The following is a 12,820-nucleotide window of genomic DNA, read 5'->3' on the forward strand; positions in this document are numbered from 1 at the left end:
AATACTTCGGGGGAGTCGCGGCGCAGCCGCGGCGGGGGCAGAGCCCCCCGCGACGCTCATCGCGATCAAGGAGACCCGAACATGACGGACAAGGTCAAAGGCCCCGCCTCCTACTTCCCCTCGATCGAGAAGAAGTACGGCCAGCCCGTCGAGCACTGGCTCGCCATGGTCCGCGAACGGCTCGGCTCCATGGCCCACATGGAAATCGTCGCCTTCCTGAAAGACACCCATGGCCTCGGCCATGGCCATGCCAACGCGCTGGTGGCCCATGAAAAGGCCGCCGCCGGCAAATCAACCTGACCCCGGAGCCCGCCATGAAGGATTTCATCATCCCCCCCAAGGACTGGGACATGGGCACGCCGCTCAAGACCGGCGCGCCGGTCAGCCTGACCATCGACGGGTTCGCCGTAACGGTCCCGGACGGCACCTCGGTCATGCGCGCCGCCGCCGAGGCGGGCCTGCGGATCCCGAAGCTCTGCGCCACCGACAGCGTCGAGGCCTGGGGCTCCTGCCGGCTCTGCGTGGTCGAGATCGAGGGCCGCCGCGGCACCCCCGCCTCCTGCACCACGCCGGTGGCCGAGGGGATGGTCGTCCACACCCAGTCCGCCAAGGTCAAGAAGATCCGCAAGGGCGTGATGGAGCTCTACATCTCCGACCACCCGCTCGACTGCCTGACCTGCGCGGCCAACGGCGATTGCGAGTTGCAGGACATGGCGGGCATGGTCGGCCTGCGCGACGTCCGTTACACCGCCCCTGCCGAAGCGCCGCTCGCCAACCATTTCGAGGCGCGCGCGCAAGGGCGCGATGAGAACTTCCGCTATATCCCCAAGGACGACAGCAACCCGTATTTCACCTACGACCCGGCGAAATGCATCGTCTGCTCGCGCTGCGTCCGCGCCTGCGAAGAGGTGCAGGGCACCTTCGCGCTGACGATCGAGGGCCGGGGCTTCGAAAGCCGCGTCTCCTTCGGCGCGAAAACTGACGACGCGCTGGCCTCGGACTGCGTGTCCTGCGGCGCCTGCGTGCAGGCCTGCCCGACCGCCACGCTGCAGGAAAAGTCGGTCATTGAACTGGGCACGCCCGACCGCTCGGTCGTCACCACCTGCGCCTATTGCGGCGTCGGCTGCTCGTTCAAGGCCGAACTGAACGGTGACGAGCTGGTCCGCATGACACCCTACAAGCACGGCAAGGCGAACCGGGGCCATTCCTGCGTCAAGGGCCGTTTCGCCTATGGCTACGCCACCCACAAGGACCGGATCCTGAACCCGATGATCCGCGACACCATCGATCAGCCCTGGCGCGAGGTGTCGTGGGAGGAGGCGCTGAGCTTCGCCGCCACCCGCATGCGCGGCATTCAGGAGGCACACGGCAAGAAGTCCATCGGCGTCATCACGTCGTCGCGCTGCACGAACGAGGAGACCTTCCTCGTCCAGAAACTCGCCCGCGCCGTCTTCGGCAACAACAACACCGACACCTGCGCCCGCGTCTGCCACTCGCCCACGGGCTACGGCCTCGGCCAGACCTTCGGCACCTCGGCGGGCACGCAGGATTTCGACAGCGTCGAGCAGACCGACGTGGTCATCGTCATCGGCGCCAACCCAACCGACGGCCACCCGGTCTTTGCCAGCCGCCTCAAGAAACGGCTGCGGCAGGGCGCGAAACTGATCGTCATCGACCCGCGCCGGATCGACCTCGTGCGCTCGGCGCATGTCGAGGCGGCGCATCACCTGCCGCTGCGGCCCGGCACGAACGTGGCGGTCGTCACCGCGCTGGCGCATGTGATCGTGACCGAGGGGCTCTTCGACGAGGCCTTCATCCGCGAGCGCTGCGACTGGGAGGAATTCCTCGCCTATGCGGAGTTCGTCAAGGACCCGCGTCATTCGCCCGAGGCGAACGAGATGCTGACCGGCGTGCCGTCGGCCGAGCTGCGCGCCGCCGCGCGGACCTTCGCCACCGGCGGCAACGGGGCGATCTACTACGGCCTCGGCGTGACGGAACACTCCCAGGGCTCGACCACCGTCATGGGGATCGCCAACCTCGCCATGCTGACCGGCAACATCGGTCGGCCCGGCGTGGGGGTGAACCCGCTGCGCGGCCAGAACAACGTGCAGGGCTCCTGCGACATGGGATCCTTCCCGCACGAGTTGCCGGGCTACCGGCACGTGAAGAACGCTGACGTGCGCGAGATCTTCGAAAGCCTCTGGGGCGTCGAGATCGACCCGGAACCGGGCCTGCGCATCCCCAACATGCTGGACGCCGCCGTCGAGGGCACGTTCCGCGGGCTCTACTGTCAGGGCGAGGACATCCTGCAGTCCGATCCGGACACAAAGCACGTCGCGGCGGGCCTGGCGGCGATGGACTGCGTGATCGTGCACGACCTGTTCCTGAACGAGACGGCGAATTATGCGCATGTCTTCCTGCCCGGCTCGACCTTCCTCGAAAAGGACGGGACCTTCACCAATGCGGAACGCCGCATCAACCGCGTGCGCAAGGTGATGGCGCCCCGCAACGGGCTGGAGGACTGGGAGGTGACGCAGGCGCTGGCGAACGCCATGGGCGCAGGCTGGCACTACACCCACCCCGCCCAGATCATGGAAGAGATCGCGGCGACCACGCCGTCCTTCGCCAATGTCACCTACGAGCTGCTGGAGGAGAAGGGGTCCGTCCAGTGGCCCTGCAACGACTCCGCGCCCGAGGGCACGCCGCTGATGCATGTCGATGGCTTCGTGCGGGGCCGGGGCCGGTTCATCGTGACGGAATACGTGGCGACGGACGAAAAGACCGGGCCGCGCTTCCCGCTGCTGCTGACCACCGGGCGCATCCTGTCGCAATACAACGTCGGCGCGCAGACGCGGCGGACGGCGAACACCGTCTGGCATGCCGAGGACGTGCTGGAGATCCACCCCCACGACGCCGAGAACCGGGGCCTGAAGGACGGGGACTGGGTCAGGATCGCCTCGCGTTCGGGCGAGACGACGCTCAGGGCGCAGATCACCGACCGGGTCAGCCCCGGCGTGGTCTATACCACCTTCCACCACCCGGACACGCAGGCGAACGTGATCACCACCGACTTCTCGGACTGGGCGACGAACTGCCCGGAATACAAGGTGACGGCGGTGCAGGTGTCGCAGTCGAACGGGCCGTCTGACTGGCAGGAAGACTACGCCGCGCAGGCCGAACGCGCGCGCCGGATCCTGCCGGCGGCGGAGTGATCGTGAAGGGCGTCGCATCCCGCCCGGTCTGGTCGGTGCGCGGCGACGCGCGCCGCGCGGGGGCGCGGGCGCTGCCCGAAGAGGTGCCGGTGGCGGTGGTCGTCAACGGGACCTCGCTGGCGGTGATGATGGCCTCGCCCGCTGATCTGGAGGATTTCGCCGTCGGGTTCTGCCTGACCGAGGGGATCGTGGGCGGCGTGGCCGAGATCGAGAGCGTGGAGATCGCAGAGCACCCGCAAGGGATCGAGGCGCGGCTGTGGATCGAGGGCGCTAGGGCCGGGGCGCTGATGGCGCGGCGGCGGGCGATGGCGGGTCCGGTGGGCTGCGGGCTCTGCGGGATCGACTCGCTGGCCGAGGCGGCGCGGGATGTGCCCCGGGTCGGCACTGGGCCGCTGTTCGATGTGGCCGGGATCGCCGGGGCGACCGAGGCGCTGCGGGCGTTCCAGCCGCTGCACGACCGGGCGCGGGCGGTGCATGCGGCGGGCTTCATGATGCCGGACGGCGTGATCGTCGCGGCGCGTGAGGACGTGGGCCGGCACAACGCGCTCGACAAGCTGATCGGCGGGATGGCGCGAGAGGGCGCGGCGATGACCGGAGGGGCGGTGGTGCTGACCAGCCGGATCTCGGTCGAGATGGTGCAGAAATGCGCGGTGGCCGGGGTGCCTGCGGTCGTGGCCGTCTCGGCGCCTACGACTCTCGCGCTGGAGGTGGCGGAACGCGCCGGGATCACGCTGGTGACGGCGGCGGGCACGGGCGGGTTCGACCTGTGGACCCATGCGGAGCGGATCGGGGGAGATGTCGATGTCGCGTGAGAAACTGGTCTACATGGCGAACCAGATCGCCACCTTCTTCGAGACCCAGCCGGGCGAAGGGCAGGCCGAGAAGGTCGTCCAGCACCTGAGCGATTTCTGGGAGCCCCGGATGCGGGAGCAGCTGGATCAGATCGTGGCTGAGGGCGGCGAGGGGCTTAAGCCGCTGGCACTTGAGGCGGCTATGCTGCTCCGGGAGCGGGCCTGACCGAATTGCGCGCTGCCGCGCATTCCTGTTTCCGACATCGGTGGGGCGACGCGTCCGACAGGGCGTTGCGGCGGCTTGTGCGGCGGAATTCCTGCTGAGAGGCGCCTGAGGGGCAGGTCTGCCCCGTCAGGCGCCATGTCGAGGGTGATGTGAGTCGCGCCCGCCTCAAGGACGAGCCGCGGCAAGGCCGCGGTGCGCGTGACGCGCATCCTTGACCCGGTCCCGACTCACGCGGGGCGGCGGAGGAACGTGGTCGCGAGGACCAGCAGGATGCCGGCGGCGGCGGGGATCAGGATGAGCCAGACGGTCGGCGTGAGGTTCGAGGCGGCGATGCCGGCGAGGGCCCAGATCAGCGCGGCGGCATAGCCGTGGCTGGCGGGGCGCAGGCGCAAGGTCGTCAGGCCGATGGCCAGCGCCAGCAGGACGAGGGCCGCGTGGATGGGGATCACCGGGGTCGCGCCATAGCCGGTGGCGAGGATCGCCGTGGCCACGCAGGTGGCCGCCGTCAGCCAGCCGGCATAGAGGCCGAGCGGGGTGGCGAGCAGCAGCGTGTCGCTGCGGGGGGCGCGCAGAAGGGCGGCGAGGGCGGGGATCAGCATCAGCCAGATGAGGACCGTCGCCCACAGTGGCGAGACGGTAGCCAACGGCACCCATGCCGCGCCGAGCGTCAGGCTGATGATCAGGGGCCAGCGGTGCGCGTCCCACGCGGGATCCTCGGCCCGGCGCAGGAGGCCGTAGCCGGTGGAGGCGATCAGCCAGGCGTAGATCAGGCCCCAGATCGAGAAGGCCCAGCCCGGCGGCTGGATCGGCGGGTCGACCTGCGGCACGGGGAACTGGTCGGGCGAGAAGCCGGCGAAGCCGGGCGTGACGACGGGCGAGATCGCGAAGGCGAGCGCGGCGGTCAGGGCGAGGATGGCTTTCATGCGTGTCATGGCGTGACTACGCATGAAAGCCGGTTCCGGTTCAGACGAGCGTGCCGTCAGCCGACAGGCGGGTCTTGCCGCCGAGGTAGGGATGCAGCGCCTCGGGCAGGTCGACGGAGCCGTCCTGCTGCTGGCCGTTCTCCAGCACCGCGATCAGCGCGCGTCCGACCGCGAGGCCGGAGCCGTTGAGCGTGTGCACGAACTCCGGCTTGCCGCCCGCGGGGCGGTAGCGGGCGTTCATCCGGCGGGACTGGAAATCGCCGCAGACCGAAACCGAGGAGATCTCGCGGTAGGTGTCCTGACCGGGCAGCCAGACCTCGAGGTCATGGGTCTTGGTCGCGCCGAACCCCATGTCGCCGGTGCAGAGCACCACGGTGCGGTAGGGCAGGCCGAGCGCCTCGAGGATGCCTTCGGCGCATCTGGTCATTCGGGCGTGTTCGGCCAGCGAGTCCTCGGGCTTCGTGACCGAAACCATCTCGACCTTCTCGAACTGGTGCTGGCGCAGCATGCCCGCCGTGTCTCGCCCGGCGCTGCCCGCCTCGGAGCGGAAGCACTGGGTGTGCGCCACGTAGCGGCGGGGCAGGTAGTCCTCGGCGATGATGGTGTCGCTGACGATGTTGGTCAGCGTGACCTCGGCGGTCGGCACCAGCCACCAGCCCTCGCGGGTCTGATAGCTGTCCTCGCCGAACTTCGGCAGCTGGCCGGTGCCATACATCATCTCCTCGCGCACCAGCACGGGGGTCCAGGTTTCGGTCAGGCCGTTCTGGTCGACATGGGTGTTGACCATGAACTGCGCCAGCGCCCGGTGGATCCGTGCGACGGCACCCGACAGCACGACGAAACGCGCGCCGGAGAGCTTGGCGGCGGTTTCGAAGTCCATGCCGTTCTTCACGCCCGCGATCTCGTAGTGCTCGACCGGCTTGAAATCGAAGCTGCGGGGCGTGCCCCAGCGGTTGACCTCGACGTTGTCGGCCTCGTCCGCCCCGTCGGGCACATCGGCCAGCGGCAGGTTGGGGATGCCCGACAGCATCTCGGTCAGCTGCGCGTCGAGCGCCTTGGCCTCGTCGTTCAGCGCGGCGACCTCGGCCTTCTTGTCGGACACGAGGGCGCGGAGGCGTTCGAACTCGGCCTCGTCACCCTTGGCCTTGGCGGCGCCGACCTGCTTGGAGGCGGCGTTCTGGTCGGCCTGTGCGGTCTCGGCGGCGTGGATTTTCGCGCGCCGTGCCTCGTCGAGGGCGAGGATCCCGGACGACAGCGACGACACGCCACGGCGGGACAGCGCGGCGTCGAAGGCGGCCGGGTTCTCGCGGATGGTGCGGATGTCGTGCATAGGGTCCTCCTGCAGACGGGATTCGTGCGCGCCTTATGCCGGAAAACCTTTGGCGAGGTAAACGGGGCGCGTCAGTCCAGTGTCGCGAGGGCGGCTGCGTCGAAGCCCGAGACATCCTGACCGGTGCGGATCTTCTCGACCCAGTAGGGGTCGGAGATGAGGATCCGGCCGACGGCGATCAGGTCAAACTCGTCGCGTTCCATCCGTTCCAGCAGCTTCTCGATCCCCGCAGCCCCCGCGCCGTGGCCACGGAACGAGCGGAAGAATTCGCCGTCGAGGCCGACGGAGCCGACCGAACAGGTGGGCACGCCGGTCAGCTTCCTGGCCCAGCCCGCGAAGTTCAGCCCGTCCTCTCCGTCGAGCTCGGGGAACTCGGGCACCCAGAACCGGCGCTGCGAGCAGTGGAAGACGTCGACGCCCGCCTCGGCCAGCGGCGCGAGCCATGCGGTCATCTCGTCGGGGGTGGTGGCGAGCTTGACCTCGTAGTCCTGCTGCTTCCACTGGCTGAGGCGCAGGAAGATGGGGAAGTCGGGGCTGACGGCGGCGCGGATGGCCTTGATCAGCTCGACCATGATGCGGGTGCGTTCGGGCAGGGTGGGGCCGCCCCATCCGTCGGCGCGGGTGTTGGTGCCCTCCCACAGGAACTGGTCCAGCAGGTAGCCGTGCGCGCCATGCACCTCGGCCATGTCGAAGCCCAGCTTTTCCGCCTCGGCGGCGGCGCGGGCGAAGGCGGCGATGGTGTCGGCGATGTCTTCCTCGGACATCGCGCGGCCGCGCGGGTCCTCGGGTTTCACGATTCCCGAGGGGCTTTCGACCTCGACCCCCGGTTCCCATCCGCGCGAACCGCGGGTGGAGCCGGTGTGCCAGATCTGCGGGCCCATCTTGCCGCCCGCGGCGTGGACGGTGTCGATCACGTCCTTCCAGCCGCCGAGGGCGGCGGCGCCGTGGAAGAAGGGCACGTTCGGCAGGTTGCGCGAGGCGGGGCGGTCGACGACGGTGCCTTCCGACAGGATCAGGCCGACACTGCCCTCGGCGCGCTTGCGGTAATATTCGGCATTGGCTGCGCCCGGCACACCCTCGGGCGCCTGGTTGCGGGTCATGGGCGCCATGACGATGCGGTTCTTCATCTCCAGCGATCCGACGCGGAACGGACGGAAAAGGGTCTCGACCCCTGCGACGGTTTCGGTCTGAGCCATGCGTGCCTCCTGCGTTGCCGGTTATCGCTAGCAGGTCGTCGGACGGGATCAACCGGGAATGCGGTAACGGGGGCGCATTTGCGGAAATGTGTTCCGCAACGTTAAATGGAGGGGACGCGGCCGGTCAGCCGCGCGCCTTGGCCGCCCATTGCTGTAGGATCTCGCTTGCGGGCGTGTCGAGGTGCTGCGCGCTCGTCATGCTGCGTTCGGGCGCGGGCAAGCCGCATTGCGCCAGCATCTGGCCGACGTCGATCGGAAAGCGGGCGCTTTCCGGCAGATCGCCGAGCGCCGCGCCCGCCTGCGCCATGTCGGCGGCATAGTAGAGCTCTGACACCCCGGCGATCATCATCGCGGCGACGCAGAGCGGGCAGGGTTCGCAGCTGGTGTAGAGCGCGGTGCCGCGCAGGTCCACGGTGCCGAGGTTGCGGGCGGCGTCGCGGATCGCTTCGGTCTCGCCATGCGAGGTCGGGTCGTGGTTGAGGACGGAGCGATTGATGCCTTCGCCCACGATCCGGCCGTCCTTGACGACGACCGCGCCAAAGGGCTCGGTCCCCGGGGTGGTCAGCGCCTCGGCCGAGATCTCGATGGCGCGGCGCATGAAACGGTCTTCATACATTGGCGGCGGCCTCGGCGGCGAAACAGGCAACGCGGCGGTCGTGGACATGCACCTCGCGCCGGGGGCGTTCGCGCTTGCAGCGGTCGAAGGCCAGCGGGCAGCGCGGGTGGAAACTGCAGCCGGAGGGCGGCGAGACGGGCGAGGGCACCTCGCCCCCCATGGGCGCGCGGTCCCGCTTGGGCGCCTCGAGGTCCGGGATCGTGTCCAGCAGCATCCGCGTGTAGGGGTGCAGCGGGTTGGCGAAGAGGTCCTTCGTCGGCTGGATCTCGACGATCCGGCCCAGGTACATGACGGCGATGACGTCGGCCATGTGCCGCACCACGCTCAGGTCGTGCGAGATGAAGAGATAGGTCAGCCCCATCTCGCGCTGGAGCCGCTTCATCAGGTTCAGCACCTGCGCCTGCACCGACACGTCCAGCGCCGAGGTCGGTTCGTCGCAGACGAGGAACTCCGGGTCCCCGGCAAGGGCGCGGGCGATGGAGATCCGCTGGCGCTGCCCGCCCGAGAATTCGTGCGGGTATTTCACCGCGTCGGCGGGGGACAGGCCGACGGTGCTGAGCAGTTCCTCGACCCGTGCGGTCACCTGCGCCTCGGGCGTGTCGGGGCGCAGGGTGCGCAGCGGCTCGGCCACGATCCGCCCGACCCGCCAGCGCGGATTGAGCGAGGCGTAGGGGTCCTGAAAGATCATCTGCATCTTGTCCGGATCGCCGTTGAACCGGATCGACCCGCCCGACGGTGCGTGCAGGCCGGTGACCAGCTTGGCGATGGTGGACTTGCCGCAGCCGGATTCGCCGACCAGCGCCAGCGTCTGGCCGGGCAGGATGTCGAAATCCACACCGTCCACGGCGCGCAGGGTCCGGCGCGGCTTGCGTTCGATCATGCGGTTCAGCCATGGGGCCGAGACGTCGAAGCGGCGTTCCAGCGCCGCGACTTCGAGGATGGGGCGGGTCATGCGGTGGCTCCTTCCAGCGCGAGCCAGCAGGCGGCGCCGTTTCCATGGATGCGCGGGGTGTCGCGGCGGCATTTCGGCCCGGCGAAGGCACAGCGCGGGTTGAAGGCGCAGCCCTCGGGGATCGCGCCCAGCCGGGGCATCGCGCCGGGGATCATCTGCAGTTCCGCCTCGTCGCGGCGCAGGCTGGGGATCGAGCCCATGAGTCCGGTTGTATAGGGGTGCTGCGGGCGGCGGACGACATCCTCGACCGCGCCAAGCTCGGCCAGACGCCCGGCATACATCACCGCGACCCGGTCGGCGGTTTCCGCGATCACGCCCATGTCGTGGGTGACCAGCATCACCGCCGTGCCGCGTTCCCGGCAGAGCCGTTTCAGCAGCGCGGTGATCTGCGCCTGGATCGAGACATCGAGGGCGGTGGTCGGTTCGTCCGCGATGATCAGCTCCGGCTCGGCGCAGAGGGCTAGCGCGATGACGATCCGCTGCCGCATCCCGCCCGAGAACTGGTGCGGGTAGTTGTCGATCCGCTCCTCGACCGCGGGGATGCCGACCTCGCGCATCAGCTCGATGGCGCGCTGGCGGGCGGCGGACTTGCTCAGCTGGGTGTGCAGGCGGATCGTCTCGACCAGCTGGTCGCCGACCCGGAACAGCGGGTTGAGCGAGGTCAGCGGGTCCTGGAAGATCGCGCCGATCCGGCGGCCCCGGACGGCCTGCATCTGGGTTTCGGACAGGTTGTCGATCCGGTCGCCCGACAGCCATATCTCGCCGCTGGCGATCCGTCCCGGCGGTTCCAGCAGCCCGAGGATGGCCATGCCGGTCATCGACTTGCCCGCGCCGGATTCACCCACGACGCCAAGGATTTCGCCCTTGGCGATGGTCAGCGAGATGTCGTCGACGGCGGTCAGCGTGCCGCGCCGGGTCGGAAATTCGACGCGCAGGTTGCGCACGTCCAGAACGGTCTCGGTCATTGGGCCCTCCGGTAGCTGGGGGTAAAGATCTCCGACACCGGCGGATGGCCGGCGGTGCGGTCGGGGTATTTCGCGATCAGCCCGTCGAACTGCGCCTGCGCGCGGGCCGTTTCGGCCTCGACGTCGAAGCCTGGGATCACCCGGTCGGCCATCACGCGGCGGCCGTCGATCCAGACGTCGCGGACATCGTGGCCCGAGACCGAGGTCATGATCGTCTGGATCGGGTCCGGCGTCTGCAGCGTGCGCCTGAGGTCGATCACCGCGATGTCGGCCAGCGCGCCGGGGGCGAGCCGCCCGATGTCGTCCCGCCCGAGCGCCCGCGCACCGCCAAGTGTCGCCGCGTCGTACAGCGCCTCGGAGCGGATCGCCTCCATCCCCTCGGCCAGCCGCGCCGTCATCATGCCGAGCTGCATGTTCAGCAGCATGTCAGGCGGCCATGTGTCGGTGCCGAGGCCGATGTTGATCCCCATCTCGCGGCATTTCGGGAACGACCGCAGCATCCCGCCGTGGCGGCCCGAGACCAGCGGGCAGTGCACCAGCGTCGCGCCGTGCTGCGCCATCAGGGCGAAGTCGCGCTCGGTCGCCTGCGTGCCATGCGGCAGCAGCCAGTTCGGCCCGATCGCGCCGATGCGGTCCAGCCAGTCGATGGGCGTGGTGCCTTGCTGTTCCATGACCAGCCGGATCTCGGTGGGCGACTGGCAGGAATGCTGACGGACGGGCGCGCCCATCTCGGCGGCGATGGCATGGGTGCGCTGCAGCAGCGCGGCGGTCGCCGTCTCGATCCGGTCCGGGGCGAACATCGCCCGGACGCGCCCGCCCGCGATGCCGTCGATGCGGCGGGCGAAGGCGGCGGCGTCCTCCAGTTCCTGCAGCCCGCGGGGCTCGTCGTAGATCGCGCGGATGTTGCCCGCCGCGTCCGTGACCTGCCCGCCGGTGCGGTAGGCGGGGCCGAGGTAGGCGCGCAGGCCGAGGTCCTCGGCCGCGGCGGCGGCGGCTTCGAACTCCGCAACCGTCTCGCCCCATTCGCGGTAGAAGAGCGAGGCGATCGGCAGCGCCGTCGTGATCCCGTTGCGGACCAGCTGGGCGAAGGCGAAGCGCTTCTGGAACGCCAGCTCCGCCTCCGAATACATCTCGTATGGCCCCGCCGCGACGTAGCTTTCCGGCCAGACCCGTCCCTTCTTCCACGCCGGGCCGTTGTCGTAGCCGAGGATCGTCGTGTCGAGGTCCGACAGCGCGTCGAGGTCGATGAACCCCGGCCCGATGATCGCGGCGCCGTAGTCGATGGTTTCTGCCACCTCGCCGTCGAAATCCCGGCCGACGAACAGCACGCGCGTCCCCTCGATCACGACACTGCCGTGCTCGTGGACCACATGCGCGCCGTCCTGATGGCCGACGACCCAACGGGCGGTGAGGCGGGTGCGGCGGGTCACGGCGCCTCCACCACGCATTTGCCGTCGCGGGCCGTGATCTCTCCGCCCTTCATCACCAGCTTGCGCGGCGCGCGGGTGACGACCGCCTCGGCCAGCGTCGCGCCTTCGACCAGCGCGCAGTCGGCGTTGCAGCCGATCTCCAGCCCGTAGCCCGCGACCTCCATAATCGCCGCGCCGCCGTAGGTGCAGATCTCCAGCGCCAGCTCGACCTCGTCATCGCGGCGCAGGTTGTTGCGCAGGCCGATGAACATGGCGCGTTCCAGCATGTCGGAATTGCCGTAGGGGCCCCATGTGTCGCGGATGCCGTCGCAGCCCGCGCCGGTCAGGATGCCGAGCGCCTTGAGCTCCTTCACGGCGGGAACGGGCGCGGCGGCAGGGGCGGTCGTCAGGATGTGGATGCGGTTCTCGGCCAGCTTTTCCTGCAGGCCCTGCACATAGGCCCGATCCACCGCACCGAGGCAGAAGGCGTGCGAGATCGACACCTTGCCCTGCATCCCGAGCGCGACGGTCCGGTCGATGATCTCTTCCATCGAGAACCAGCCGAGCGCGTCGCGTTCGTGCAGGTGGATGTCGACGGGCTTGCCGTGCTTCTCGGCCAGCGCGAACACGGTGTCGAGGTGCCCCTTGGGGTCATGTTCCATCCCGCAGGGGTCGATGCCGCCGACCAGTTCCGCACCGAGCGCCAGCGCCTCGTCCATCAGCTCCGCCGTGCCGGGGCGGGTCATCATGCCGGATTGCGGGAAGGCCACGATCTCGATGTCGATCATGCCCTTCAGCTTTTCGCGGGTGGCCATCACACCCTCGACGCCCGCCAGACCATGATGGGTGTCGACGTCGACATGCGACCGGATATGCGTGCAGCCGTGCGACATGGCGAGGATCGCGTGCCGCTCGCTCTGCACCTGCGGGTCGAGCCCGAGCGAGACCTTCACCTCGCGTTCGTTGTTGATCTTGTCGATCAGGCGCGGCCCGACCTCGTTGCGATACCACGGCAGCCCCAGCAGCGACTTGTCGAGATGGGTGTGCGCCTCCACCAGTCCGGGGATCAGGATGCGTCCGCCGCAGTCGATGACCTCGGCGCCGTCTCCGGCGGTGGCGGCGAACTTGCCCTCCACGATATGCAGGTCGGTCGCGGCGGCGCCCATCGGGCGGACGTTCTTGAGGGTCTTGGTCTTCATC

12 protein-coding genes are annotated in these 12,820 nt (G+C 69.3%); 4 read left to right on the forward strand and 8 right to left on the reverse strand.

Features of this window, described 5'->3' with window-relative positions; genetic code table 11:
* Positions 1–81: 81 nt before the first annotated feature.
* The 4 genes from ATO6_RS21285 to ATO6_RS21300 are packed head-to-tail and all read left to right on the forward strand — an operon-like array spanning position 82 to position 4,229.
* Positions 82–300 (forward strand): DUF4287 domain-containing protein, encoded by a 219-nt coding sequence (locus ATO6_RS21285; RefSeq protein WP_088626073.1) that lies wholly within the window; start codon positions 82–84, stop codon positions 298–300.
* A 14-nt stretch (positions 301–314) separates the two neighbouring features.
* A complete protein-coding gene (gene fdhF / locus ATO6_RS21290; RefSeq protein ID WP_088626074.1) occupies positions 315–3,212 on the forward strand; it encodes a formate dehydrogenase subunit alpha in 2,898 nt (965 codons plus the stop codon).
* 2 nt (positions 3,213–3,214) lie between these two features.
* Positions 3,215–4,024, forward strand: a complete 810-nt coding sequence (gene fdhD, locus ATO6_RS21295; protein ID WP_088626107.1) for a formate dehydrogenase accessory sulfurtransferase FdhD — start codon at positions 3,215–3,217, stop codon at positions 4,022–4,024.
* On the forward strand, positions 4,014–4,229 hold the full coding sequence (locus ATO6_RS21300) for a formate dehydrogenase subunit delta (RefSeq protein WP_088626108.1): 216 nt from the start codon (positions 4,014–4,016) through the stop codon (positions 4,227–4,229). Before fdhD ends, ATO6_RS21300 begins: the two co-directional genes overlap by 11 nt.
* A 227-nt stretch (positions 4,230–4,456) precedes the next feature.
* Here the strand turns inward: ATO6_RS21300 and ATO6_RS21305 are convergent, their stop codons facing one another.
* From ATO6_RS21305 to ATO6_RS21340, 8 genes are all read right to left on the reverse strand, one after another.
* Positions 4,457–5,161, reverse strand: coding sequence for a tryptophan-rich sensory protein (locus tag ATO6_RS21305; protein ID WP_176441049.1), 705 nt, complete (start codon positions 5,159–5,161; stop codon positions 4,457–4,459).
* Positions 5,162–5,192: 31 nt separating this feature from the next.
* Positions 5,193–6,482, reverse strand: coding sequence for a serine--tRNA ligase (gene serS, locus ATO6_RS21310; protein ID WP_088626076.1), 1,290 nt, complete (start codon positions 6,480–6,482; stop codon positions 5,193–5,195).
* Between the two features lie 71 nt (positions 6,483–6,553).
* A complete protein-coding gene (locus tag ATO6_RS21315) occupies positions 6,554–7,678 on the reverse strand; it encodes an NADH:flavin oxidoreductase (protein ID WP_088626077.1) in 1,125 nt (374 codons plus the stop codon).
* Positions 7,679–7,802: 124 nt separating this feature from the next.
* The gene (locus ATO6_RS21320; protein ID WP_088626078.1) at positions 7,803–8,294 is read right to left on the reverse strand and encodes a nucleoside deaminase; all 492 of its coding nucleotides are present in this window, start codon (positions 8,292–8,294) and stop codon (positions 7,803–7,805) included.
* Positions 8,287–9,246 carry an ABC transporter ATP-binding protein gene (locus ATO6_RS21325; protein WP_088626079.1) on the reverse strand — a complete coding sequence of 320 codons (960 nt, stop codon included), beginning with the start codon at positions 9,244–9,246 and terminating at the stop codon, positions 8,287–8,289. The genes ATO6_RS21320 and ATO6_RS21325 overlap by 8 nt, the downstream gene beginning before the upstream one ends.
* Positions 9,243–10,211 carry an ABC transporter ATP-binding protein gene (locus ATO6_RS21330; RefSeq protein ID WP_088626080.1) on the reverse strand — a complete coding sequence of 323 codons (969 nt, stop codon included), beginning with the start codon at positions 10,209–10,211 and terminating at the stop codon, positions 9,243–9,245. The genes ATO6_RS21325 and ATO6_RS21330 overlap by 4 nt, the downstream gene beginning before the upstream one ends.
* Positions 10,208–11,641, reverse strand: a complete 1,434-nt coding sequence (locus ATO6_RS21335; protein WP_254919234.1) for a chlorohydrolase family protein — start codon at positions 11,639–11,641, stop codon at positions 10,208–10,210. Before ATO6_RS21335 ends, ATO6_RS21330 begins: the two co-directional genes overlap by 4 nt.
* The gene (locus ATO6_RS21340; RefSeq protein WP_254919235.1) at positions 11,638–12,819 is read right to left on the reverse strand and encodes an amidohydrolase family protein; all 1,182 of its coding nucleotides are present in this window, start codon (positions 12,817–12,819) and stop codon (positions 11,638–11,640) included. The genes ATO6_RS21335 and ATO6_RS21340 overlap by 4 nt, the downstream gene beginning before the upstream one ends.
* Position 12,820: the final 1 nt, after the last annotated feature.

Origin of the sequence: Oceanicola sp. 22II-s10i, assembly GCF_002210105.1 — a bacterium.
Lineage (GTDB): Bacteria > Pseudomonadota > Alphaproteobacteria > Rhodobacterales > Rhodobacteraceae > Pseudooceanicola.